This is a genomic window from Rhizobium sp. BT03 (genome assembly GCF_030053155.1).
Classification (GTDB): Bacteria; Pseudomonadota; Alphaproteobacteria; order Rhizobiales; family Rhizobiaceae; genus Rhizobium.
In genome coordinates this window covers 1,020,044-1,043,163 of record NZ_CP125640.1, presented here as the reverse complement: position 1 = coordinate 1,043,163, position 23,120 = coordinate 1,020,044, and the positions used below count along the sequence as shown (strand labels likewise).

At 61.7% G+C, this 23,120-nt stretch carries 23 protein-coding genes; 8 read left to right on the top strand and 15 right to left on the bottom strand.

Features of this window, described 5'->3' with window-relative positions; translation table 11 throughout:
- Positions 1-325: 325 nt before the first annotated feature.
- Positions 326-544: a hypothetical protein gene (locus QMO80_RS05175; protein WP_283199129.1), complete on the top strand. Its 219-nt coding sequence runs from the start codon at positions 326-328 to the stop codon at positions 542-544.
- A 2-nt stretch (positions 545-546) separates the two neighbouring features.
- Here the strand turns inward: QMO80_RS05175 and QMO80_RS05170 are convergent, their stop codons facing one another.
- Positions 547-780, bottom strand: a complete 234-nt coding sequence (locus tag QMO80_RS05170; RefSeq protein WP_283199128.1) for a DUF982 domain-containing protein — start codon at positions 778-780, stop codon at positions 547-549.
- Between the two features lie 195 nt (positions 781-975).
- Here QMO80_RS05170 and QMO80_RS05165 point away from each other — a divergent pair, with 195 nt between their 5' ends.
- Complete coding sequence (locus tag QMO80_RS05165; RefSeq protein WP_003587392.1) at positions 976-1,188, top strand: hypothetical protein; 213 nt, start codon at positions 976-978, stop codon at positions 1,186-1,188.
- A gap of 3 nt (positions 1,189-1,191) precedes the next feature.
- On the opposite strand, the gene QMO80_RS05160 is transcribed toward QMO80_RS05165, so the two are convergent.
- The 3 genes from QMO80_RS05160 to QMO80_RS05150 form a co-directional block, all read right to left on the bottom strand.
- Complete coding sequence (locus QMO80_RS05160; RefSeq protein ID WP_097627130.1) at positions 1,192-1,341, bottom strand: hypothetical protein; 150 nt, start codon at positions 1,339-1,341, stop codon at positions 1,192-1,194.
- Positions 1,342-1,433: 92 nt separating this feature from the next.
- On the bottom strand, positions 1,434-1,727 hold the full coding sequence (locus QMO80_RS05155) for a RodZ family helix-turn-helix domain-containing protein (protein ID WP_097627132.1): 294 nt from the start codon (positions 1,725-1,727) through the stop codon (positions 1,434-1,436).
- Between the two features lie 49 nt (positions 1,728-1,776).
- Complete coding sequence (locus QMO80_RS05150; RefSeq protein ID WP_097627134.1) at positions 1,777-2,958, bottom strand: ROK family transcriptional regulator; 1,182 nt, start codon at positions 2,956-2,958, stop codon at positions 1,777-1,779.
- 360 nt (positions 2,959-3,318) lie between these two features.
- Between QMO80_RS05150 and QMO80_RS05145 the strand changes: the two genes are divergently transcribed.
- Positions 3,319-5,079 carry a glycogen debranching protein gene (locus QMO80_RS05145; RefSeq protein WP_283199127.1) on the top strand — a complete coding sequence of 587 codons (1,761 nt, stop codon included), beginning with the start codon at positions 3,319-3,321 and terminating at the stop codon, positions 5,077-5,079.
- 20 nt (positions 5,080-5,099) lie between these two features.
- Here QMO80_RS05145 and QMO80_RS05140 read toward each other — a convergent pair whose 3' ends face one another.
- Entirely contained in the window at positions 5,100-5,714 is a 615-nt protein-coding gene (locus tag QMO80_RS05140; RefSeq protein ID WP_283199126.1) for a GNAT family N-acetyltransferase, read from the bottom strand.
- A 177-nt stretch (positions 5,715-5,891) separates the two neighbouring features.
- Here QMO80_RS05140 and QMO80_RS05135 point away from each other — a divergent pair, with 177 nt between their 5' ends.
- From QMO80_RS05135 to QMO80_RS05125, 3 genes are all read left to right on the top strand, one after another.
- Positions 5,892-7,226 (top strand): extracellular solute-binding protein, encoded by a 1,335-nt coding sequence (locus QMO80_RS05135; protein ID WP_283199125.1) that lies wholly within the window; start codon positions 5,892-5,894, stop codon positions 7,224-7,226.
- 129 nt (positions 7,227-7,355) lie between these two features.
- Entirely contained in the window at positions 7,356-8,249 is an 894-nt protein-coding gene (locus QMO80_RS05130; RefSeq protein ID WP_283200115.1) for a carbohydrate ABC transporter permease, read from the top strand.
- Positions 8,249-9,079, top strand: a complete 831-nt coding sequence (locus tag QMO80_RS05125; protein WP_283199124.1) for a carbohydrate ABC transporter permease — start codon at positions 8,249-8,251, stop codon at positions 9,077-9,079. Before QMO80_RS05130 ends, QMO80_RS05125 begins: the two co-directional genes overlap by 1 nt.
- 19 nt (positions 9,080-9,098) lie before the next feature.
- Here QMO80_RS05125 and QMO80_RS05120 read toward each other — a convergent pair whose 3' ends face one another.
- Genes QMO80_RS05120 through QMO80_RS05105 form a run of 4 tightly spaced genes read right to left on the bottom strand, consistent with a single transcriptional unit; the run spans position 9,099 to position 13,697 of the window.
- Complete coding sequence (locus tag QMO80_RS05120) at positions 9,099-10,331, bottom strand: O-antigen ligase (RefSeq protein ID WP_283199123.1); 1,233 nt, start codon at positions 10,329-10,331, stop codon at positions 9,099-9,101.
- Positions 10,328-11,893, bottom strand: coding sequence for an undecaprenyl-phosphate glucose phosphotransferase (locus QMO80_RS05115; RefSeq protein WP_283199122.1), 1,566 nt, complete (start codon positions 11,891-11,893; stop codon positions 10,328-10,330). Before QMO80_RS05115 ends, QMO80_RS05120 begins: the two co-directional genes overlap by 4 nt.
- Before the next feature lie 55 nt (positions 11,894-11,948).
- Positions 11,949-13,118 (bottom strand): glycosyltransferase family 4 protein, encoded by a 1,170-nt coding sequence (locus QMO80_RS05110; RefSeq protein ID WP_283199121.1) that lies wholly within the window; start codon positions 13,116-13,118, stop codon positions 11,949-11,951.
- A 3-nt stretch (positions 13,119-13,121) separates the two neighbouring features.
- Entirely contained in the window at positions 13,122-13,697 is a 576-nt protein-coding gene (locus QMO80_RS05105) for a polysaccharide biosynthesis/export family protein (protein WP_003573986.1), read from the bottom strand.
- A 190-nt stretch (positions 13,698-13,887) separates the two neighbouring features.
- Here QMO80_RS05105 and QMO80_RS05100 point away from each other — a divergent pair, with 190 nt between their 5' ends.
- On the top strand, positions 13,888-16,053 hold the full coding sequence (locus QMO80_RS05100) for a GumC family protein (protein WP_283199120.1): 2,166 nt from the start codon (positions 13,888-13,890) through the stop codon (positions 16,051-16,053).
- A 4-nt stretch (positions 16,054-16,057) separates the two neighbouring features.
- On the opposite strand, the gene QMO80_RS05095 is transcribed toward QMO80_RS05100, so the two are convergent.
- Both QMO80_RS05095 and QMO80_RS05090 read right to left on the bottom strand, forming a co-directional pair.
- Positions 16,058-17,254, bottom strand: a complete 1,197-nt coding sequence (locus tag QMO80_RS05095; protein ID WP_283200114.1) for a GNAT family N-acetyltransferase — start codon at positions 17,252-17,254, stop codon at positions 16,058-16,060.
- A gap of 167 nt (positions 17,255-17,421) precedes the next feature.
- Positions 17,422-17,631, bottom strand: a complete 210-nt coding sequence (locus tag QMO80_RS05090; protein WP_003573983.1) for a DUF2842 domain-containing protein — start codon at positions 17,629-17,631, stop codon at positions 17,422-17,424.
- Between the two features lie 115 nt (positions 17,632-17,746).
- Here QMO80_RS05090 and QMO80_RS05085 point away from each other — a divergent pair, with 115 nt between their 5' ends.
- Positions 17,747-18,850, top strand: coding sequence for a COX15/CtaA family protein (locus QMO80_RS05085; RefSeq protein ID WP_283199119.1), 1,104 nt, complete (start codon positions 17,747-17,749; stop codon positions 18,848-18,850).
- Positions 18,851-18,868: 18 nt separating this feature from the next.
- On the opposite strand, the gene QMO80_RS05080 is transcribed toward QMO80_RS05085, so the two are convergent.
- From QMO80_RS05080 to cml, 4 genes are all read right to left on the bottom strand, one after another.
- Positions 18,869-19,660 (bottom strand): sulfite exporter TauE/SafE family protein, encoded by a 792-nt coding sequence (locus QMO80_RS05080; protein WP_283199118.1) that lies wholly within the window; start codon positions 19,658-19,660, stop codon positions 18,869-18,871.
- A 4-nt stretch (positions 19,661-19,664) separates the two neighbouring features.
- Positions 19,665-20,597: an N-acetyl-gamma-glutamyl-phosphate reductase gene (argC, locus tag QMO80_RS05075; protein WP_283199117.1), complete on the bottom strand. Its 933-nt coding sequence runs from the start codon at positions 20,595-20,597 to the stop codon at positions 19,665-19,667.
- A gap of 58 nt (positions 20,598-20,655) precedes the next feature.
- On the bottom strand, positions 20,656-21,618 hold the full coding sequence (speB, locus tag QMO80_RS05070; protein ID WP_283199116.1) for an agmatinase: 963 nt from the start codon (positions 21,616-21,618) through the stop codon (positions 20,656-20,658).
- A 221-nt stretch (positions 21,619-21,839) separates the two neighbouring features.
- Positions 21,840-23,027 (bottom strand): CmlA/FloR family chloramphenicol efflux MFS transporter, encoded by a 1,188-nt coding sequence (cml, locus tag QMO80_RS05065; protein WP_283199115.1) that lies wholly within the window; start codon positions 23,025-23,027, stop codon positions 21,840-21,842.
- Between the last annotated feature and the right edge of the window lie 93 nt (positions 23,028-23,120).

Here is a 23,120-nt window from a genome sequence, read left to right as displayed (position 1 = left end):
GGAAGATGATGAAACGTGCCCGCAACTCCGATTTCGTCCGGTCGGGCGGGGGTAAATAGTCACTGCGTCGACTCCGCTGTCGCGGCTATTTTCAGTAAATAATGCGGTGAAATGCCCTTGTGGGTGTGGAATCAAATAAATCGATTAGTTCTTTTTGGTACTCCTCCAATTTCTGGAGGTGGTATTTGTCAGGTTTTGTTAAGGTTATACCAATATTGAATATGAAATACACAATTTTGAAATCAAGGAACGCAAAACCTCTTCGCATTCATGCGAATATGTGTAGATTAAAGCGTCCCTGTCACAATTAGCCTAGCGCGAGCGCATGCCGGATATGAAGCAGAATCTCACTTGCAGGCAAGCCCTCGCCGGAGCATTCCAGGCTTTGTCCGAGGAGGCCATCAAGGCCGGCTGGCCGGAGGGCGATGTCGCCCTCGCGCTTGCTGAACTTGCCGAGGAGCGGGTGATCGAGGTGACCGCCAAGGTGATTATGGAAGGCTCCATTCACCCCCAGCTCGCCGCCGCCAGCCGCCACAGCAGCTGATCTCACAGCAACAATCCCGCCGTCTTCGCCGCTGTGATGAAGGAAGCCTGTGCGGCGCGCGGGCTGCGCAGCCCGTCGAGCGCGTCCAGGCAATGCTGGCGCGCGACGCGATAGTGACGCCCACGCTTGCTCGGCCATTGTTTGAGGTATTCGACGGCTTCCCAGACGGTGGACACGATCAGGCTGCTCTCTGGAGAAAACACCCGGATGTGGGAGGGGAAGCGTATTTCACTCAACGTCTGCACTCACTGATTATTGCACAGGGCGGCGTCAAAACGCGCGGGACGAAAATTTGTTCCCGGATTTTGTTTCGTGGAAATTTGCGCAGTTGCTAAAATTCAAGCCGTCGCGCATAATCATTTCTGTCGGTTGCGGAGGGCGGCCGGCGATGCAAGCGTGGATGCGTTTGCCCTCGGAGGGAATGCGGCGTGATGTTACGGTCATCAATTCATCCGCATGATTTGCCGCTGTTTTCGGAAGATCTCGATCTGCTTTCGCAGGTGCTCGACAAGGTCTGCGATGAACGCGGCCTCGTCAGGACGACACCCGAGGCCGAGCGGATCGGTGCGGTCATCATTCAGCTCTACAGGCAGGGCGTGAAGGACGGCGGCAAACTCGCCGACCTGGCAAAGACCTACCTCTGACGTTCAGTTCTGCTCGATCGAGACACCGTTCTTGCCGATGCTCATCTCAATCCCCTGCGGCTTGCTTTCCTCACGGTAGATATAAGTACCGAGGCCGATGACGGTGACGACGAGAACGCCGATGAGAACGTAGAGACCATTCCTGCTGTTCAAATGACTGCCCTCAAATATCTGATAGGACAGCGGAAACGGCCAAGTGTCGGATTGGTTCCGCAACGAACAGGATGAATTGAGCCCGCGTCGGCCTAATCGTCGTTTGCGGCGTTGAGGTTTTCCGGCCGGATACCGTCGTCGCTGACGGTGCGCGCACGCAACCGGATGCCGGGGCCGCCTTCATCCTGATTGCCGCTCGACAGGAAGATGATGCCGTGCGCCTCCAGCGTGCTGCGCACATCGAACAGCGCGTGCGGCTCGCCCGCAAATTCGCCGTTTTCCAGCGCCGTCACGGTCTCCACAGGCAGGCCGGTTGCGGCGGCGAGCTCTTCGATACTCATCCCGATCATGGCGCGCGCGCCGCGTATCTGTGTCGCTGTTATCATGGCGGAAAATCTAGCGCATTTACCGCAGTTCTCAAGTGGCGCAGGCCGATCAAGTATCCTTCAATTTCACGCCGAATAGATCGTCGTGCATGCGCTCGACCGCGACCCCCATGCCTCCCATGAGGGCGGCCCGGTTCCCAAACCGGCTGATCTCGATGCGCGGCGGATAAGGCGTGCAGCGCGGCAGGAAACCCCGGATGGCGTTTACCAATTCCGGTCTTGCGCCGATGCTGCCGCCGGTGATCACCAGTTCGGGATCGAGAGTTGCTCCGATGGCGGCAATGGCGAGCGCCACTAGCCTTGCCGTCTCTTCGATTGCGGCGACGGCGCTGGCATCGCCTGCATTGAAGGCGTTGAAGAGATCGGCCACGGTGGCAGCGTTGCGCCCGCCGAAGCCGGTGTAGCGGCGTAACATCGCGACGCTGCCGACTGCACTCTCAAAGGTCCCGAGCGTAAACCCGCCGGGATCGAAAACATCGCCGCCGATCGGGAGATAGGCGATCTCGCCGGCCGCGCCACGCGCGCCACGCAGCAGTGCGCCATTAGCGATGATGCCCATGCCGACGCCCGTTCCGAGCGCGACGAAGGCAAAATTACCGGTTTCGACACCATGTCCCCGCCATTTCTCGCCTTGCGCGGCGAGGTTGACGTCATTTTCGACGATCACCGGAATGCCCATTCTGTCGGAGAAGACCTGCCGCAGATTGATCGCGTCGATGCCGGGGATATTCGGCGCCACATTGATATGGCCGGTGGCCGGATCGAGCACGCCGGGACTGCCCAGAACGACGAGACGGAGCTTGTCGGCAGTCGTTCCGGCTGCAAGCAAGAGTTCGACGATGAGATCGCTGAATTGATTGACGAGATGCATTCCGCCGCGGGGGTCGGTGGCCACTTTGGTTTCGGCTATGATGTTACCTAGCAGATCGCAGATCGCCGCAGCGATCTTGGTGCCGCCGAGATCGATGGAGACCGCAAGACCCGCCCTGGCGTTGAGTTCATACGTAATCGCATTGCGGCCCGGGCGGCCATCGGTCTGGCCGACAGGTTTCAACCATCCATCATCCTCGAGGTCGCGCACGACATCGGAAATCGTCTGTTTCGACAGGCCGGTCAGCTTGGCAATGTCGGCGCGGGAAATCGAGCCGCTCGCCAAGACGGTCCGGATCACGGCATGAGTTGAGATTTTTCGTGCGATGGGCGTCTGCGTGGCAGAAAGTGTCAGTGCCATCGGCTAACTCTTCCAATTAGTTCGGAGCATATACCTAATCAGGGGTCGATATTGACCCGAAACCCTCGTAAAAAGGACGGCTTCGGCTCAACTTCGTCATATGAGCGGATTTCAGTACACCCAAGGTGGAGATTTGTCTATGTCCTTGACAAATGGGAGGTCGCCTGTAGGCTGATATCAACGTGCAATGAAATGCACGGCGAAATAAAGAGGGTCGAGGACAAGTATGCGCCACCCGCATTGTCTGGATAGCCGCGCGCTCGCCAAGGTCGCCCGAAGAGGAGCAGGCCCCGGCTTGTCCCTCTATTTCTCTCTTTCGCATTCTGCAGCTTCTTCAACTTGGCTGTGGGGGGATTATCGATGATAAGGCAGCCCTCGACCGATGGACAGCTTTCCGCCGAACAAGGCGTTTTACTGCCTGTCATGGCGCCGCGCCTTCAGGCGGATGTTCATCCGGACGGATATGCCGATCTCGCCCTCTGGGGCGCCGGCAGCCTGGGGCGTGTCAGATTTTCCGCCATCGGTGGCCCTTATACCTATGCCCCGAACCGAATGGTCTCCAGACATGGCGGCATATTCGTCGCGCAGTCGCGGCCGGTGATGCTGATCAGCGGCGCGCGCCTTCAGGGCGTATATCCGGCGCGTCGCTGCGCCTGGTGGCATGAGCCGGATGGGCAAGGCGCAAGCGCGAAGGTCACCCGGACCCGTCATCGGCAGACCGCCGAACTGGGCTGGGGTGTGCTCATCGTGGAGGTTCTCGGTTCCGATGTGCGGATTGCCGTCGGCGCCTCGAGAGACGAGGCCGAGAAGGCTCTCACGCTTTCCAGCGAAGCGATCATTGCCGAAGCCGCCGAATATGTCGCGCGTTGCGACCTGGCGCCCGACGCCGACCCGCTGATGCGCAGCATGGTCAGCCAGAGCATCCATGCCGCCCTTTCCAGCATCAGGCGCGACGAAAACGGCGCCTTTGCCGGTCTTGCCGCGGGGCAGGCCTATAGCGCTCCGGCGCGGACTTATTACCGCGATGGCTATTGGACGATGCAGCCTCTCCTGACGCTTGCACCGGAGGCGGTGCGCGACGAGATCCGGCTGCTTGCCAAGGGCGTGCAGCCGGATGGAGAAGCCCCGAGCGGGGTGATCTTGACCGGACCTGCGCAATCGGAGGCGTGGCAGCGCTTTGTCGAAGACAGCAAGGCCAATCCCAAAACCCATAAAAAGGCCGTTCCGGAATACCACAACCGTCCGCAAGACTGGTGGAGCGATCACTTCGACAGCCCGCTTTTCTTCATTCTGTTCATCGACGACTATGTCAGCGCAACGAAGGATCTGGCCGAGGCGCAGTTGCACTGGCCGATCGTTCGGGCGATCGTCGACCGCTATCTCAGCCTGGCCGGCCCCGACAGCGTTCTGCCGTTGAAACCGCGCAACGACCGCGACTGGGCCGACAACGTCTATCGCGAGGGTCTCGTCTCCTATGATCTCGGTCTTTTCGTCGGCGCCATGGACGCTGTGGCAAGGCTTGGGGAAGGGCACGATCCTGCTCTTGCCGAACGCGCAGGCAAGGTCGCGGATCTGGCCCGCCAGGAAATCGAGGCCAAGCTCTTCGTTCCGGCAACGGGAGGATATGTCGACTATGGAACGCCTGGCGCCTTTGTCGAGGATCATCTGGCTCTCGACAGCCTGACCTTGTCGCGGTTCGGCGCAATTTCAAAACAGAAGGCCGTTGGCTTGCTGAGAGCCTTTGAAAGCAAGCTGGAAACGCGCAACAATCAGCAGCAGCCCTATGGCAGCTGGGGGGTGATGTGCGCCTATCCGCCCTTCAAGCGGCCAGGCGATCTGCGATCCAAGACCGCTTTTCCCTATCGCTACCATAATGGCTCGGACTGGCCCTATTGGGATGGCGCCTATGCCGAAGAACGCCTTCGCCACGGACTTGGAGGTGCACGCTACGCGCTGACGCGCTGGTGGCAAACCTGCCTCGACAATGGCTGGATCGGGGCGGTGGAATATTTCTCGCCGCCGTACGGGCGTGGCTCCCTGCTTCAGGGCTGGAGCGCCATGCCAGCGGCGGTCGTTTTGAAATATGGCCTTGACGCCGCAAATGCGGAGCCAATCTCATGAGCATGACGGCTCGGTCGGTTCTACTCAGATCCCTTATCGATCCGCATGGCGAAGGCGACGGAGCCATCGCGTTCGAGTTCGGAAAAGCCAAGATGACGGTAGAAACCTCTGGCACGTTCATTGTTTGGATCGACACCGAGATGCACCGCGGCGACCCCGTGATTGCGAAGCGCTTCAAGCTCGGTGCTGATCATCTTGCGGCCCCAGCCGCCTGCCTGAAGTCCGGGAAGAATGTTGATGTGGAGATGCGCCGGGTAATCGTCTTGAAGCCACGTCGTTCCGCTGCGCGGATTTTGAATTCGTTCGATCACGTCGGCGTCGCGCGGACGCGTAGGCGTCAGCCCGGCGATCTCTCGGCGGACGAACGGCCACCAGTTTGCCTCAAGGGTTTTGTCGAACCCGCCGGTATCGGGCACCCCGACGACATAGCCGACCGGCCGGTCGCCCTGCACGAGAACAAAGGCAAAGTCCCTGGCAAACTTGAGATAGGGTACCGACCAGATGTAACCGGGCAGATGCGGGTCGCTGTAAAGCGCGCTGGCATCCTCGCCGCCATTGGCGGTTTTCAGGCAGATGTCGAAAAGAGCGTCGGTATCGGCCTCGATCGCCGGGCGGATGAAGCAGTTGCTGTCCATCGCTTTGCCACCTCCTGCGTGGCGCTTTGTCATTCTGGATCGCGAGAGGGGCTGATGCAGTGACGATTACCTCAGATTCGCCAGCCAGGCAAAGCTCTGGGGGAAGAAAACGTTCGGCCGGCGCCAGGCGTAAGGTCCGGACGGGGAGTGGAGAATAAACCAAATGAGGTGGAGCAGATGAACAGAACCGTGAAATCGATCAGCATACTGCCGGCATACCGATTGAAAGCAGCTGTCGCGCTTGCCGGCGCGGCGCTTGTGAGTTTCGGCCTTTCCGCCGCCCGCGCCGACGATCTGGCGGTGTGGGACGACCAAACCTTTGAAGGCCAGAGCGCAGTCATCGAGCAGCTGAACAAGGAGTTCGAAGCCGCGCATCCCGGTGTCACGATCAAACGCACCGCCCGCACCTTCGATGATATGAAGCTGACGCTGAAGCTCGCGGTTTCGGCAGGCGATGGCCCCGTCATCACCAAGGTCAATCAGGGCGCCGGCGACATGGGCGCGATGGTCAAGGAAGGATTGCTCCTGCCGGTTGACGAATACATCAAGAAATACGGCTGGGATAAGCGGCAGTCGGATTCCGTGCTTGCCAGAGACCGCTGGGAGGGAGCGAAATTCGGGGTCGGCAAGACCTACGGCATATCGGGTCTCGGCGAGATCGTCGGCCTTTACTACAATAAGAAGATCCTCGACGAGGCGGGCGTGGCGCTGCCGAAGACCTTCGAGGAGCTTTTGGCCGATCTCGACAAGCTCAAGGAAAAAGGCGTCGCGCCCTTCATGATGGGCTCGGCCAAGCAGCATCTCGCCCTGCACATGATCGGCGCCATCGATCAGGCGCATATCGACGCGGCCAATCGCGCCGAGCTTGACGACCTTATCTACGGCAAAGGCGGCTCCTGGAACACTAAGGGGAATATCGAATCCGCCAAACTGGTGCAGAAATGGGCGCAGGGCGGCTATTTTTATCCCGGCTTCGAGGGCATCTCGGGTGACGACGCCGTCCAGCTGTTCATATCAGGGCAGGGCGCCTTCCTGATCTCCGGAACCTGGTACTTCGGCGACATGCAAAACAATCCGGATATCGGCTTCATGGCCATTCCCGCTCCGAAGGGCATTTCCAAGCCGATGAGCGTCGGCGGCGTGGATCTTGCCTGGGCGATCACCAGCCTTGCCAAAGACAAGGCGAAGCAGGATCTGGCCGGCGAGTACATCGACTATATGGTGTCTGAAAAGGCTGCGGAAAGCTGGGCCGCGGCAGGTTATCTTCCTGCAACATCGCTCCCGGCGGATGCAAAGCCGAAGCTCACGCCGCTCCTGACTTCCGGCATCGAGATGTGGAAGACGCTCAATGCCAACGATGCGCTCGGCCATTACCCCGATTGGTCGAGCCCGACGATGCTGAAGACGATCGACGACAACACGCCGCTTCTCTTGTCCGGCAAGGTCACACCCGAAGCCTTTGTCGATGCCATGGACAAGGACTATCAGGCCTATTTGAAGGATAAGAAATAAGAAGCGCGGACGCCGGTTGCGATGCCCTCGGGCGGTCCGGCCGGCGTCCCGTTCATCACGCTGAAATGAGCGTTGCGAGCTTGCGGCTTGCTGCGCGATGACCAGAGCTTTGGCTTCAGGGAGTACTGGATGAAACGCTCCGCACTGGATGGAACGCAACAGACCAATTTCATCTATTTATTGCCTGGATTGCTGCTCTATGCGGCGTTTGTCTTTGGGCCGATCGTCGCGGCTTTGGGTTTGAGCCTGACCAGTTGGGACGGCCTGACGATGCCCAGATGGGTTGGGCTGGGCAATTACGCCGATCTCTTTTCCGACAGCCGCTTTTACATTGCCTTGCGCAACAATGCCGAGCTCATGATCTTCTACTGCGTCCTGCCGCTCGTGCTCGGCATAACGCTTGCCGCCTGCGTGTGGAATCTGAAGCAGCGCGAACAGCTCGCCCTCAGAACCTTCCTGTTCCTGCCTTACATCATGCCGACTGCCGTGCTGGGCATCATCTGGGCATGGCTCTACAATCCGGCATTCGGCCCGTTCAATCAGTTTCTGCGAGCGGTGGGCCTGGGCAGGTTCGCATTGCCCTGGCTCGGAGATTTCAATTTCGTGCTTCCCGCGGTGGGGATCGTTGCCACCTGGTATTTCTTCGGTTTTTGCATGGTCATCTTCCTCACCGGAATCCAGCGCATCGACCCGTCTCTTTTCGATGCCGCCAAGGTCGACGGCGCGTCGGCGCGAAAGACCTTTTTCTGGATAACGCTGCCGCTTCTCATGCCTGAGATCAGGGTGGTTTTGCTTCTGACGGTTATAGCCTCGATCAAAAGCTTCGACCTGATTTTCACGATGACCCGAGGTGGACCCGCCAACGCGACGCTGGTGCCGAATATCTACATGTACCAGCTCGGCTTCGAGCTCAACCGCTTCGGCGCCGCGGCCGCCATCGCCATCGTCGGCGCCTTGCTGACATTCGCAATCAATTTCGCAATTCACCGGCTGGTGGGCGCCAGAAGCAAAGGATTGGCTTGATGAGCCGTTCGTCCAACATTCCCGCCGCGCTCTTCCTTCGCGTTGTCCTCTGGCTCCTGGCCCTCGTCACGATCATCCCGTTCCTGCTTTTGCTGCTGACCTCGATAAAGAGCAAGGCTGACGTGCTGAAAGGCGCATTCGCCCTTCCGGCCTATCCGCATTTCGAAAATTACCTCGATGCCTGGAATGCCGGGCATTTCAACATTTACTTCTGGAATTCGATCGTCGTCGTCATACCCGTCGTTGCCGCAAGCGTCTTTCTGGGCCTGCTGACCGGTTTTGCCTTCGCTTACCTGTCGTTTCCGCTGCGGCGTACGCTGTTCGCCATCCTGACGCTCGGCATGATGGTGCCGGCAGAGGCTTTTATCATCCCGCTTTATTATGAAATGCGCTATCTCGGGCTGATCAATACCTATGCGGCTCTCATCATCCCGCAGATCGCGATGTCGATACCGTTCTCGACGATCTTCCTCGCCAGCGCGATGCAGCAACTGCCGGAGGAGGTTCTCGAAGCGGCGGTCCTCGACGGCGCCGGACGCTTCTATATCCTGCGCAAGATCGTTATACCGCTGATGATACCGGCCATGTCGACGCTGGCGCTGTTCTTGTTCATCTGGACCTGGAACGAGTTTCTCATTCCGTTCATCCTGGTCAATGACGACGCCTATCGGACGCTGCCCCTCGGCATGCTGTTTTTCCAGGGGCGTTACACCGTCAATACGCCGGTTTTGACCGCCGGCGCGGTGATCGTCATTTTCCCGCTGATTCTGACCTATCTGGTTTTCCAGCGGCGGTTTATCGCCGGCTTGACGGCAGGCGCGACGAAATAGGCGAGCCACGTGCTGGCTGCTATGGCCTCCGGCCGCGCTTGTGGCGCACCTCGAGCGCCGCGCAGCCCCAGACCGTGCCGAGCAGCAGATAGACATGGCGCCAGTGGTCGATATCGATGACGTTGCCGATGGTGGCGTGGCCGAGAACCGAGATCCAGGCGATCATCAAAAAGGGCTGCCACGGGCGGTCGAGCAGCAGGTATCGGAAGCCGAGGGCCAGCGTCCAGATGAGCATGCCGACATAGCTGACGAAGCCGAGCCAGCCATAGGTGGTCAGCGATTTCAGCCAGATATTGTGCTCGTCCTCGGGAAACATCGTGCCGAACACCAGTGGGCCGATGCCGAGCGGCCGCTCCATCATCATGGTGAAGCCGATCCGGTGCCGCTCGAAGCGGCCGAGATGCTCGCCGTCATATTGCTGCACCAGCTGGGCGCGCGCCGAAAACAGTTCGGCGACTTTCGGGATCTGCAGCGCTACCAGCAGCGAGGCGACCAGCATGATGATCGCCGCCAGCGACAGCACCAGCACCCTGAGACGAAAGGCGCCGCTGCGCTCCTTGAGCAGCATGATGAAAATCAGGAGCGCCACGCCGAGGGCGAAGAGCCCCCAGGCGGCGCGGGAAAAAGACAGGAAGATGCCGAGCGCAAGCACCAGCAGGGCGGCGGCCTTCAGCGGCGACTTCTTCAGGTCGCCGACGAGGATGCCGTGAACGAGATAGAGCGATGGCGGCACCAGGAAGGGGCCGAAGACGTTCGGGTCCTGGAAGGCGCCCTTGGCGCGATCATAGAGCGTGAAGATCTCCGCTCCAGGAAAGGCGTGGAAATAACCGAGTATGCCGAGCGCTGAGGTGGCGACGGCGGCGAAGGTCCAGGCGTTGAAGATCAGCGGCAGCCGCTTGTGGCTATCCTCGACAATCGCCGCGTAGAAGACCGCCGTCAGCGCCAGGAAGGTCGAGACCGCGATATACATCGGCCCGGTGGCCAGATCCTTCATCTGCGTCAGCGACAGCATGCCGCCGATATTGAAGGTGAGGAGCAGCGCAAGCAGTGGCGCCACGCCGCGCGAAATCCTGAGGCCCAGGATGAACCAGAGGCCGATCAGTCCCGCCATCCAGAGTTCGTAGGGCGCCGGCTCGTCGATCACGAAACCGGAGAGGAAGACGCCGAAGGCGACGAAGGCCGAGCCGATCAGGCGCAGCGTCATCCGCTGCGGCTGGGCGACACGGGGATATGTCGCCTCGATCGCGGTCAATAGGCGTTTTCCGTGTTGAGCAGCCGGATCGGCGTCAGGAACAGGATCTTGAGGTCGAACCAGAGCGACCAGTTCTCGATGTAATAAAGGTCGTAGGCGGTACGGAACTTGATCTTTTCGTCGTTGTCCACTTCGCCGCGCCAGCCGTTGATCTGCGCCCAGCCGGTAACGCCGGGCTTGACGCGGTGGCGGGCGAAATAGCCCTCGACGACATCGCCGAAGGCGCGGTCGCGAGCCTGGGCGAGAACGGCATGCGGGCGCGGGCCGACCAGCGAGAGCTCGCCCCGCAGCACGTTGAAAAGCTGCGGCAGTTCGTCGATCGAGGTTTTGCGGATGAAGCGGCCGACGCGGGTGACACGCGGATCGCCCTTGGTCACCGCGGCCTTGCCCGTGGGGTCGGCCATGTTGGTGTACATCGAGCGGAACTTGAAGACGTTGATGATTTCGTTGTTGAACCCGTGGCGCTTCTGCATGAAGAAAACCGGGCCTTCGGAGGTCGCCTTGATGGCGATGGCGGTCGCGACCATCAGTGGCCAGAGCAGCGCCAGCGCGATCACGGTGAAGAAGATGTCGAAGCCGCGCTTGGCGACGGAATCCCAGTCGCGGATCGGCTTCTTGAAAATGTCGAGCATCGGCACCGAGCCGACATGCGAATAGGCGCGCGGCCGGAAGCGCAGCCGGTTGGCATGCGCGGCAAGGCGGATATCCACCGGCAGAACCCAGAGCTTCTTCAAAAGATCGTAGATGCGCGCCTCGGCCGACAGCGGCAGCGCGATGATCAGCATGTCGATGCGCGTCAGCCGCACGAATTCGACCAGTTCGGCCACGGTGCCGAGCTTCGGATAACCAGCGACCATGATCGGCGAGCGCTTTTCGCCGCGATCGTCGAAGATGCCGCAGATGCGGATGTCGTTGTCATCCTGCTGTTCGAGGATGCGAATCAGTTCCTTGGCCGGTTCGCCGCCGCCGACGATGACGGCGCGGCGCTCCATGATGCCGTTGCGCGCCCAGTTGCGGATGCCGTAGGCGACGAGGAAACGCTCGGCCGAAAGGAAGAGCGCGCCAGCCGCAAACCAGGGCATATAGGCGTCGACGACCATCGCCCATGTGCTGCCGCGAACGAGAGCGAACAGGCCGACGGTCAGGAGAAGCGCGATCGTCCAGGACGCCAGGATGCGCGGGATCAGCCGCAGCTTGGCCCGAAGTGCCGGAATGGTGTAACCGTCGGCAAGCTGCAGGCCGATGACTGTCAAGGCCGAGGCGATCGCCGCCATGCCTAACCGCACCAGCGATGAATCATTGCCGTCGCCGGGCCAGAAATAATGGACGATCAGGGCGATCGCGAAGAGCGCCAGGAATTCCAGCAGCCGCAATTGCCCGATGATGATCACCGGCGAATTGGTTCCGTCGCGGAACTGTTCGGCGATCTGTCGGGCATAGGGGTTGATTTCGGTCGGGTCGGACGGTTTTTCCTGACCCGCGTCGCCGCGCGCCTCGATGTCGGAAACCTGCTTGCGCAGAGCTTCCACGTCGAATTGATCGCCTCTTTCCAGCTTGTTCATGGGGCTTTTCGCTCGTTGTCAGCAAGCGAAATACCAGAAAGCCCCTAAGAAATATTTACAGGGCGGCGGGCATTGCTCGGCCGGCGGCGGGCTCGACGAGTTCATGGTACAATTTCAGGACATCGCGTGCCATGACGGCCGAGGAAAATACCGCTTTCACCGCCTCGGGCTTCGGCATCGTCCTGGCGTGCCAGTCGGGCGTGCTCAGCGTTTCCGCCATGACGCGGGCGAGATCGTCGGAATTCCCGGCCTCCACAAGGGCTGCGCTGTCGGCGCCCAGCACCTCGGGAATGCCGCCGACACGGCTGGCGATGATCGTCTTGCCCGCGCCGAGCCCCTCGAGCACGATATAGGGCATGGCTTCGGCGCGCGAGGGAACGACGAGGTTCTGCGCCATCGAGAAGGCTTCGTGGACCCGCATCGCCGGTAGCATGCCGATGCGTTTACCGAGGCCGCGCTCGACCATCATTTCGCGGTAGCGGTCGCGATCCGGCCCGTCGCCGATCATCAGCGCCGACAGCGGCCGGCCGAGCAGCCGTTCGGTCTTGGCGAAGGCATCGACAAACAGATCGGGACCCTTGAGGTCCCGGAGCATGCCCACATAGATGAAATGCACGGCATCCGAGCGGGTGGGGATCGGCTCGAAATCGCGCTCGGCGATGCCGTTGTAGATCAGTCTCGTCTTCGTCCGCGGCTTACCCACCTTGCGCGCATAGGTGTCGCGCTCATATTCGCAGATGAAGACCAGCGCATCGGTGAAATATTCCTGCAGGCGCTCCATCCTGAGGACGAATTGTCCTCCGAGCGAGGAGCGCGAATAATGCAGGCTTCCGCCATGCGCGGTATAGAGGCGGGCTACGCGATACCTGTTCACCCGCAACGCTGAGCCGGCAAGTCGCGCGAGCACGCCGCCCTTGGCGCCGTGTCCGTGCAGCACATCCGGCCGCAAACTTTTGATTTTCTTGTATGTATCCCACATCGTCGCAATGTCGGACGGGCTGATCGAACGCCGGATCGGCACCCGTGTCAGGCCGAGCGAGAGATAGGGTCTTATATCGTCGAACAGGCTGTCCTCGTATTCGCCGCCGGTCGAGCTGTCGCAGAGGATGCCGATTTGATGACCGGCCTTGCTGTGCTCCTCGACGAGATCGCGGACATGGCGGAAAATTCCGCCGACCGGCGATCTGAAGCAATGGAGGATGCGGAGCGGCTTCTGTGTTGTCATCGCTCAGAAGAGCCGTTCGCGAACGTAGATCGTGTCGCCGGCGATGATCGGCCCCGATATGTTGATGCGGCCGGTCAGCACCTGTCCGTTGATCTTGCGGGTGACGTCGACCATGCTCTGGTTGGCGCGGCTGGTGAAGCCGCCGGCGACCGCAATGGCATTTTGCACCGTCATGCCGGGGACATAGGCATACTGGCCGGGTTGGCCGACTTCGCCCATGAGGAAGATCGAACGGTAGCGATCGACATCGATGGTGACATCAGGATCGCGAAGATAGCCCTGCTGCAGTTTCTGGGCGATCTGCCCCGAGAGTTGCTGCAGGGTTCGGCCGCGGGCAGGGACCTGGCCGATGAGGGGAAAGGCGATATAGCCGGCCTGATCCACCGTATAGGTGTTGGTCAGGCTCTGCTGGTCGAAAACGGTAACGCGCAACCGGTCGCCGCTATCCAGCGTATAGGGCTGGATGGTCGCCTCGTTGAACGCCTTCGGAGCCGGCTTGTACGTCGTGCAGCCGCCCAATGCCGCCGTCATGGCTGCAAGGCTCAGGGCCAAAAGGATCTTGGGCTGGACGACAGACATCCGTTGGTGCTCACAGAAAATGAACTCGGTAGAGCCGTTATCGATCCGTTAGGGTTAATGCCCGGTAAAGGCCGCTTGCAATTTCCTGGCTTCCTTCATCAGCCGTCGCTTATTCTCGGCAAGATTGCCATTAACCGTTGAGTTACCATGGTCGTTTACGCTTGCGGCACCTTTGTTGTGGAGTAAGAGCATGTCCGGCGTAGCGCGTGATCAGGATGTGGACATCGACCTCGGCCAGCTGGTCCGCGCCGTCTGGGCGCGGCGGCTCAGGATTTTGGCGATTACGCTTGCGGGGGCGGGCGTCGCCTTTACAGGCGCCAAGATCATGTCGCCGCAATATCGCAGTGAAACGCGCATTCTGATCGAACCCCGCGCGCCGGCCTTCGCCAGCACCCAGCAGGTCAACGACGCCGGCGCCGGCCCGCTGATGGACGAGCTGAATATCGCCAGCCAGGTGCAGCTGCTGCAATCGGCCGATCTCCTGAAGAAGGTGATCAACGATCTGAAGCTCTACAACCTGCCGGAATTCGATGATGCCGCCAACGGATCGGCGATGAACAGCATCCTGGTGAAGCTGCACCTGAAGAAGAACCCGATGGAGAACCCGCCGGAAGAGCGGGTGATCGACGCCTTCGTCGAGCGTCTGCAGGTCTATCAGGTGCCGGGTTCACGCGTCATCGGCGTCAGCTTCACCTCGAAGGATCCGAAGCTCGCCGCCGCCATTCCGAACGCCATGGCCAATGTCTATCTTTCGACCCAGAGCGGCGCCAAGCTCGATTCCAATTCGGAAGCGACGCGCTGGCTGGAGCCGGAGATCGAGGGGCTGCGCCGCAAGGTCAGCGAAGCCGAGAAGAAGGTTGCCGAATACCGCACCTCGCACGGGCTGCTGCAGACCAACGGCACCACCACCTTTCCGGCCCAGCAGCTGAACGATATCTCCGCCGAGCTGACCCGTGTCCGCGGCGACAAGGCCAATGCCGAGGCGAGGGCGCAGGCGGTGCGCAACGCGCTGTCTTCAGGCGAGGCCTCCGACACGCTGCCCGACATCATGTCCTCTCAGGCGATCCAGCGGCTGAAAGCGACGGAATCCGGCTTGCAGTCGCAGATCTCGGATCTGCAGACCAGCCTTCTCAACAATCATCCGCGGCTGAAAAGCCTGCGCGCCCAGCTCGCCGATATCCGCACCCAGATCCGCCAGGAGACGCAGAAAATCCTGACGAGCATCGAGAACGAATCCAAGGTCGCCGATCTCAGGGCGAGCGAACTTGAGCGCCAGTCGGACGCGGTGCAGGCCAACAGCGCCCGCGCCGGTGAGGACGAGGTCGGCCTCAACGCGCTGGAGCGCGAGGCGACCGCCCAGCGCCAGCTGCTCGAAACCTATCTGGTGCGCTACCGCGAAGCCGCCTCCCGCGCCGACAGCAATTCGAGCCCGGCGGATGCCCGGATCGTTTCCAAGGCCATCGAGCCGGTCGATCCCTATTTCCCGAAGGTGGTGCCGATCGTCGTCGTCGCTGCCGTCGCCACGCTGATCCTGAGCGCCATCGTCACCATGCTGGCCGAACTCTTCAGCGGCCGGGCGCTGCGTCCCGTCGACGTGTCCCCTGAGACGATCGAGGCGGAAACCCTCGTCGAGGAAAGGGATGCGCCACAGGTCGCCCCGGTTGTCGCAGCCCCCAGAAAGCCCGCCCAGCCGAGCATGCTCGCGGTCGTCGGTGATGACGATACGATCGAAGACACGGAGGCTGCCGAGGAGCTGCCGGAGGACGACAATGAATTCTCCGTCGCCTCCGTTGCGGATTATCTCACGGGCAGTCGTGCGCCGCTGGCAATTGCAATATCTCCGACTGGTGACAATGGCTCGGCGGCGACGGTTTTGCTGACCCGCATGCTCGCCGACGCCGGCCGCCGCGTCATCCTGATCGACATGACCGGTTCCGGCTACCCCACGGAACTGATGGCCGAGGACCAGGCCGCTCTAGGTGTTACCGATCTGCTCTGCGGCGAGGCCGCCTTCGGCGACACGATCCACGGCGACCGCCTTTCCGACGCGCATCTGATCCCCCAGGGCCAGAGCGATGTGCGCCGCGCCATGCGCGGTGTCGACCGGCTGTCGCTGCTGCTCGATGCGCTTGCCGCCGCCTATGACCTCGTGGTGGTCGAATGCGGTTCGGCCGATGTCGCCGGCGTCTCGCGGCTAACGCGCAGCCGCGATGTCGAGATCATCCTCTCCATGCCGGAGATCGAGGAGACGATCTTCGTGACCCTGATGACGGAATTCCAGGCTGCGGGCTACGAGCGCGTCGTGCTGATGTCGGGTGGGGAGGGGAGCGAGCAGACGCTCGGCCAGGCGGCCTGAACCTTTAGCCGATCCGTGCCCGGATGTTTTGGGCGAATTTATAGAGCTTCGGGCGCGCCTTGATATGCGCCTTGCCGCGGGTGACGATCCGGTGCGCGGCGCCGGCGGCGACGCCGAGCGGCGAGACCGGCAGCACCACGTCGTAATGCGCGGTTTCCACAGGCGCCCAGGAACGTTTGTAGGTCTGGTCGCCGAGCCCGAAATCGAACAGCGCGATACCTTTGCCATGCAATCCCGAGATGGTCTGCCAATAGAGGAATTCGCCGGGGCTGGTATCCGGCACCAGCTCTTCATCGATCGCGCCGAACTGGCAGATGATGTGGTCGCCCTTGCGCGAAATCCCTGAAATCGCGGCAATCCGGCCCTCATTCTCGCCCTTGAGCCGCAGCACATGCATCTGCAGCCCGAAATATTGCCTGCGGTCTTCGCGCTTGTCGATCAGAGCGTGCAGGAAGGACTGCGTTTCCCTGTCGGCGAAGACGTCGGGCAGGCCGAGGCTGGCGAAACGGGCGCTTTTCAGCCGGAAGAAGATATCGAGCAGGCGGTGCTGTTCTTCCGTTGCCTCGGGGACAAGATATTCGAAGCCGCCGGCCGCCTCGAGGCGTTTCGACTGAACGCGGAATTTCTTGCGCCGGTTCTTGGCGTTGAGCTGCTTCAGCGTCTCCTCGAAGGCGGGAAAGAACGGCAGCTGATAGGCATGGTTCTGGTTCTGCACCATCGGCAGCCCCGTGAGCGGGGTCTGTCGCCCGCGCCATTCCAGCGGAATATTCTGCAGGAGCAGCAGATCGGCCCGGCCTTTGAGCGCCTGCTGAAGCTGGCCGGCGAACTTGCCGGCGTCGATGGTACCGCCGGTTTCGGCAAAGCCTTCCGAAAACAGGCCGGTATTGATGTTGCTGTGATCGGCGGCGATGAATTTCGCGATCGCAAGCCCCCGCGACTTGACGATTTCGACCGGCAGAATGAAGGCCGTCTCACCGGCATGGGTGCCTTTGAGGATCGCCAGCGGCCGCTGAAAGGCGCTCACCCAGGCGGCGCACCAGTCATAGCTCTGATGCAGGGACTGGAGATTGTCGCGCTCCAGCGCCCGCCAGTCGTCCTCCAGCGGCTGCATCGCGTCAAAAACGCTAATGTCGACTTCGGCCATGGCGAGTTTCATGCTCAGCTGACGCAGGCGCGAAATGGCCGTCTGGGCCAGCGCCATGTCTTCCGACGACTGTCCATGAACATCGAGCTTTTGCGTCGTCTGCACGGGTTTTCTCCGGTCAAGAATGCTGAACGGGAAGGTAGGAATGCAGGACGTATATTTGGTTTACTCGCAGGCGATGGGCGAGGTTTTCCGCCGATCACGGTTATTCGGCCGTTAATGGCCTATTGCTGCCGCGGCCCGGCCATCCATTTGATGATCACCATCGCCGGCAGGACCCAGAGCAGGCCGGTGAGCAGGAAATAGAGCAGGTGGCCCCACCACGGCGCGTTGCCGAGCGTTGCCACCGCGATCGTATTCGCCACCAGCGCATAGACCAGTACGAGCACGATGATGAGGATCGTGCCGATGAATTTGCGAAGGCGGACGGGCATCAATTCTCTCTCGGCAGGGACGGGACGGACCGGCGCGACGGCATGCCGCAAAGGTTCGGGGCTTGTTTTGCATGAGCCGGTGGGGCAAATCAACTGCCGGATAGAAGGAGACATCATGGCCGTCGCAAACCCGACCACGGAACAGGCGATCCTGAGCGAAGTGCACAAGCAGAACCGCGACCGCCGCGCCCTGCGCTTCTGGCTTGGTTTCGTGCTGTTGGCGCTCTTCTGTCTCGTTCTCGTCGGCGGCGCCACCCGGCTGACCAATTCGGGCCTGTCGATCACCGAATGGAAGCCGATCCACGGCGTCATCCCGCCGCTGTCGGCTGCCGAGTGGGAGGAGGAATTCCGCCTCTACCAGCGCATTCCCGAATTTCAGCAGTTGAACAGCGCCATGACCGTCGAGGAATTCAAGGGCATCTTCTGGTGGGAATGGGCACACCGGCTGATTGCCCGCGGCATCGGCGTGATCTTCGCGCTGCCGCTCCTCTTTTTCTGGCTGACGGGGCGGATCGAAAGGCGCCTGCGCTGGCCGCTCGTCGGCATCCTGGCGCTCGGCGGTCTGCAGGGCTTTATCGGCTGGTGGATGGTGTCCTCGGGCCTTTCCGTCCGCACCGATGTCAGCCAGTACCGGCTGGCGACGCATCTCGTCATGGCCTGCCTGATCTTTGCCGGCTGCATGTGGATCATGCGCGGGCTCTCACCGCATTCCAGCGATCCGGCGCCGGCCCGCAGCTCGCGCGGTTTCGCCGCCGCGATCGCCATTTTCGCGCTGTTCCAGATCTATCTCGGCGCGCTGGTGGCGGGGCTCGACGCCGGCTTTTCCTACAATACCTGGCCGCTGATGGATGGCGCCGTCATCCCGTCGGATCTCTTGATCCAGCAGCCCTTCTGGATCAATGCCTTCGAGAACCCGAAGACGGTTCAGTTCATCCACCGCATCGGCGCCTATACGCTCTTCGCATTGACACTGATCAACATGGTGATCGCGCTTCGCGCCGCAGCCTGGACCACCCATGCCCGCCGTGCCGTCGTGCTTTTCTCGCTGGTGACATTGCAGGCGGCGATCGGCATCGCCACGCTGCTGATGCAGGTGCCGCTTCACTGGGGCCTGCTGCATCAGGCCGGCGCCCTGGTGGTCTTCGGTTTCGCCGTCGCCAACTGGCGCGGCTTTTACGGCGAATATCCGCACGTGACGGCGATCGCGGAGCGCGGCTGAAGCCGTAGCGTCAGGCGTTTAGCGCAGCACACCGTCGAGCAGCGGCATGCCGATGATCGCGGCGGCGGCGATCAGGATGTAGCAGGCGATGCGGAAGGTCCGCTCCTCGGCGAGCCCGAACAGTTTCGAGCCGCCGTAGAGCCCGACCGCATAACTCGGCAGGATGACGGCGGTCAGCGCGAAGACGGCAGGCACGAACAACCCGCCGACATAATAGCTGATGGCGCTGAAGACCGACGAGATCGAGAAATAGAGCACGACATTCGCCCTGACGCGGGTGAAGTCGCTCTTGCCCCCAAGCCAGTAGGCGACAACAGGCGGGCCGCCGAGCTGCGCGGCGCCGCTGAAAAGCCCGGCGATCAGGCCGACGCCGCTGCTGAGCGGGGCCGACGGCGCGCCGTGATAGCGCCATCCCGACGCGAGAAGCGCGAGCAGGGCGATAGCGATGATGGTGATGCTCCAGCGCAAAAGCAGCGGGTCGAGCAGTGCCAGCATCGCCGTGCCGGCCGGCACGCCGAGTGCGGCCCCCGCCGCCATGACGAAGACCTCGGGCCGGTTGGCGCCGCGCCAGGCGGGCGGGATCATGCCCAATGTGGCAATGCCGTCGATGACGAGCAGGATCGGCGAAACCAGCTTCGGCCCGACGATCGCGCCGGCGAGCGGAATGAAGATCAATGCGGCGCCGAAGCCCGAAAAGCCACGGGCGAGCCCGGCGATGAAGGCGAAGGCCATCAGCGCAGAGATGCCATGGTCGGGCAGGGCGGCGGCAAACCAGGCGTGCACGCCGGCGAGAAGCGCATCGAGCGTCATGACGTCAGGAGGCGAGCATCAGGTCCATGTTCTGCACGGCGGCACCCGAGGCGCCCTTGCCGAGATTGTCGAGCAGCGCCACCAGATTGACCTGCGATGCGCCCGGCGTGCCGAAGACGAAGAGCTTCATCGTGTCCTTGCCTTCGAGCTCGACGGCGTTGACGCGCGGCAGCGCCTTGCTTTCGGCGAGCGGCACGACGGTGACGATCTCCTGGCCGGCATAATGGGCGGCGAGGGCGGCATGGATGCTTTCCAGCGTCATGCCCTCGGCGAGGTCATCGAGATGCAGCGGCACCTGCACGATCATGCCCTGCGCGAACTTGCCGACCGACGGCGAGAAGATCGGCGCGCGGTCGAGCAGGCCGTGCACGGTCATCTCGGGCACATGCTTGTGGGTCAGCGGCAGGCCGTAGAGGAAATGCGGCGCGGTGATCGCATCCGGGTGATCCGCATTTTCCATCTGCGCGATCATCTGCTTGCCGCCGCCGGTATAACCGGAGACGGCGTTGACCGTCACCGGATAGCCGTCCGGCAGGAGACCGGCGGCCCGCAGCGGCCGGATCAGGCCGATTGCGCCCGTGGGGTAGCAGCCGGGATTGGCGACGAAGCGGGCGGCTCTGATCCTGCCCGCCTGGGCGCCGTCCATTTCGGCAAAGCCATAGGCCCAGCCGGGATTGACGCGGAAGGCGGTCGAAGTGTCGATGACGCGGACATTGTTGTTACCAGAAACCATCTGTACCGCTTCCTTCGACGCATCGTCGGGCAGGCAGAGAATGGCGATGTCGGCGCTGTTCAGCATGTCCTCGCGCATGGCGGCGTTGCGCCGCTCGGCTTCGGGAATGGACAGAAGCTCGACATCGCGGCGACCGGCCATGCGCGTGCGGATCTGCAGACCCGTCGTGCCGTGTTCGCCGTCGATGAAGATTTTCGGTGCCATGTTAACCTGCGCTTTCAATGGGTTCAGAAGGTTTCCGGATTCATTTTGGGATAATAGGTCAGCCTTGTGACACGGCGATGGCGCGTCGCTCGGCGTGAAGCCCCAGCATATACATCGCCGCCGTTGCCCCCGCAATGGCGGTGATATCGGCATGGTCGTACGGTGGCGATACCTCGACGATATCGGCGCCGCGGATGTCGAGCTGATGCAGGCGCTGCAGCACCGAGAGGATCTTGGCGCTCGACGGCCCGCCGGCAACCGGTGTGCCGGTGCCCGGCGCAAAGGCCGGATCGAGGCAATCGATATCGAAGGTGAGATAGGCAGGCGCGCCGCGCGTATGCGAGATGATCGCCGAGGCGATGTCGCCGGCGCTCATCTCCTCGACCTGATGGCCGTAGAGAATATTGATGCCGCAATCCTCCGGCGCATGGGTGCGGATGCCGATCTGGATCGAGCGGTCGGGATCGATGATACCTTCGCGGACGGCACGCGCGACGAAAGAACCATGGTCGATGCGCCGGTCCTCGTCGAACCATGTGTCCTGGTGAGCGTCGAACTGCACGAGCGCAAGCGGCCCGTGTTTTGCCGCATGGGCTTTCAGCAGCGGCCAGGTGACGTAGTGATCGCCGCCGAGCGTCAACAGGAAGGCGCCGCTGTCGAGGATGACGTTTGCCTGGCGTTCGATGGCCGCGGGCGTGTCCTGATGGTTGCCGTAGTCGAGCAGGCAATCGCCATAGTCGATCACCGCCATGTCGGCGAAAAGATCGCGGTTGAAGGGATATTGCGCATCATTGTCGAAGATCGCCGAGGCACGCCGGATCGCCTGCGGCCCGAAGCGCGTGCCCGGCCGGTTCGAGGTTGCGGCATCGAAGGGAATACCCCAGACCGCGACGTCGACGCCCGCAAGTTCCTTGGTGAAGCGCCGGCGCATGAAGGACAGCGCTCCGGCAAAGGTCGGATCGCTGGCGGCTGAAGTGAGGCTGGTCGCCGTGAAGGCGTGGTCAATCGATCTGTTCGCCAAGTCATGCTCCTTTTTCGGTCGCAGAACATAGTCGCGTCCGAAACGGACGCAGTATTGCAGGATCGCCGTTTCACGCCGGAGCGTCGGGGCGGATCTGCGCGAAGGATTTGGCCGATCCGTTCGCGCGCAGAAAGGGGTAGGCGAGGTGCGCACGGATTTCAAGCAATCGTTCGGAAGGCGGCCGCTCATCGTATCGAGCGGCCGTCCTTTGTCCCATTTGCCTATCCGGCAGGGTCTTGCAGGAACCACGATCCAGAAAGCGTCGTCAGCGCGGTCACACAGACATAACCCACGAGCGGCCAGGCGTTGTCGCCGCCGAGCAGAAGCACGAACAAGGTTCCGGCAAAGCTGACGATGATGCTCTGGACGCAGGAATAGAGCGCGACCGCCGTTCCGGCCATGTCGCCAAAGGCTTCAAGCGCGCCGTTGGCGGTGACCGCGGTGGCAAGGACGATGCCGATCGCGATGATCCACATCGGCACGACGAAGCTGAGAAGGGAAGGCTGCAGAAACAGCTCGCCAAAGGCTAGCAGTACGGCGCCGAGAAGCAGCATTGCCATGCCTCTGGCAAGGCTGCCTGTAATGCCCCAGCGCATGACGAAACGTTTGGCGAACTGCGCCGTCACGATCATCACCAGCGCCACTGTCGCAAAGGCGACGCTGAAGCCGATACCGGAGAAACCGGCTTTATCGATCAGGACGCGGGGTGCCGTCGAGAAAAAGACGAAGAAGGCGCCCATCGCCGCGCTGAAGCCGGCTGTATAGACCCAGAAGGGAAAGCTTGTCAGGATTGGGCGCAGAGCGATCTGCGCCGTTGCGGCGGGGCGGGTCTCATGCCACCGCAAGAAGGCGTTGAGAAGGGCCGCGACCGACAACAGGCCGATGACGAGGAAAATGGCGCGCCAGCCGAAGCGATCGGCGATCAAGGCTCCGGCGATCGGGCCTAACGCAGGCACGAAGGAGAGGATGGAGCCGAGAAGGCTATAGATCGTGCTGCTTTCGGGACGCCCGGCGTAGACGTCACGCACGGTTGCGAAAGTTGTGACCATAGCCGCCGACGCGCCGATCGCTTGCAGTAACCTCAAGACCACGAAAAGCGGTGCCGAGGAGGCGCCGGCAAGCAGCAAGGATGAAGCGGCAAAGAGCGCCGTCCCTGCGATGAGGACGGGCCGCCGTCCGACAAGATCGGAAATCGGACCGAAGACGATCTGCCCCGCGCCGAGCATCAGCATATAGAGACTGAGGGTCAGTTGGATGACGGCCGGCGAAGTGCCGGGTGCGGCCGGCATGACCGGCACGACCGGCAGATAGATGTCCATGGCAAGCGAGGCCAGGATGTCGAAAGGCGCCATCAGCAGCAAGGCTGCCGGCACGGAATAGGTCCACTGCTGGATTTTGGGATAAGACATGGGAAAGAACCCGCTCAAATGATTTCATTCGGCGGCGATCTGTCTCTTCATCAGTATCAGGATTGGCCGGACAGACGCCGCAACAACAGGGCA

Bases quoted from the DNA above. Each gene is read 5' to 3' on its own strand.
- QMO80_RS05105 (WP_003573986.1), bottom strand. From the start codon at position 13,697: ATGTCTGTCGTCCAGCCCAAGATCCTTTTGGCCCTGAGCCTTGCAGCC.
- QMO80_RS05150 (WP_097627134.1), bottom strand. From the start codon at position 2,958: ATGGCACTGACACTTTCTGCCACGCAGACGCCCATCGCACGAAAAATC.
- cml (WP_283199115.1), bottom strand. From the start codon at position 23,027: ATGTCTTATCCCAAAATCCAGCAGTGGACCTATTCCGTGCCGGCAGCC.
- QMO80_RS05135 (WP_283199125.1), top strand. From the start codon at position 5,892: ATGAACAGAACCGTGAAATCGATCAGCATACTGCCGGCATACCGATTG.
- QMO80_RS05145 (WP_283199127.1), top strand. From the start codon at position 3,319: ATGATAAGGCAGCCCTCGACCGATGGACAGCTTTCCGCCGAACAAGGC.
- QMO80_RS05085 (WP_283199119.1), top strand. From the start codon at position 17,747: ATGGCCGTCGCAAACCCGACCACGGAACAGGCGATCCTGAGCGAAGTG.
- QMO80_RS05100 (WP_283199120.1), top strand. From the start codon at position 13,888: ATGTCCGGCGTAGCGCGTGATCAGGATGTGGACATCGACCTCGGCCAG.
- QMO80_RS05140 (WP_283199126.1), bottom strand. From the start codon at position 5,714: ATGGACAGCAACTGCTTCATCCGCCCGGCGATCGAGGCCGATACCGAC.
- QMO80_RS05155 (WP_097627132.1), bottom strand. From the start codon at position 1,727: ATGATAACAGCGACACAGATACGCGGCGCGCGCGCCATGATCGGGATG.
- QMO80_RS05125 (WP_283199124.1), top strand. From the start codon at position 8,249: ATGAGCCGTTCGTCCAACATTCCCGCCGCGCTCTTCCTTCGCGTTGTC.
- QMO80_RS05090 (WP_003573983.1), bottom strand. From the start codon at position 17,631: ATGCCCGTCCGCCTTCGCAAATTCATCGGCACGATCCTCATCATCGTG.
- QMO80_RS05115 (WP_283199122.1), bottom strand. From the start codon at position 11,893: ATGAACAAGCTGGAAAGAGGCGATCAATTCGACGTGGAAGCTCTGCGC.
- QMO80_RS05130 (WP_283200115.1), top strand. From the start codon at position 7,356: ATGAAACGCTCCGCACTGGATGGAACGCAACAGACCAATTTCATCTAT.
- QMO80_RS05175 (WP_283199129.1), top strand. From the start codon at position 326: ATGCCGGATATGAAGCAGAATCTCACTTGCAGGCAAGCCCTCGCCGGA.
- QMO80_RS05165 (WP_003587392.1), top strand. From the start codon at position 976: ATGTTACGGTCATCAATTCATCCGCATGATTTGCCGCTGTTTTCGGAA.
- argC (WP_283199117.1), bottom strand. From the start codon at position 20,597: ATGGCACCGAAAATCTTCATCGACGGCGAACACGGCACGACGGGTCTG.
- QMO80_RS05095 (WP_283200114.1), bottom strand. From the start codon at position 17,254: ATGGCGCTGGCCCAGACGGCCATTTCGCGCCTGCGTCAGCTGAGCATG.
- QMO80_RS05110 (WP_283199121.1), bottom strand. From the start codon at position 13,118: ATGACAACACAGAAGCCGCTCCGCATCCTCCATTGCTTCAGATCGCCG.
- QMO80_RS05080 (WP_283199118.1), bottom strand. From the start codon at position 19,660: ATGACGCTCGATGCGCTTCTCGCCGGCGTGCACGCCTGGTTTGCCGCC.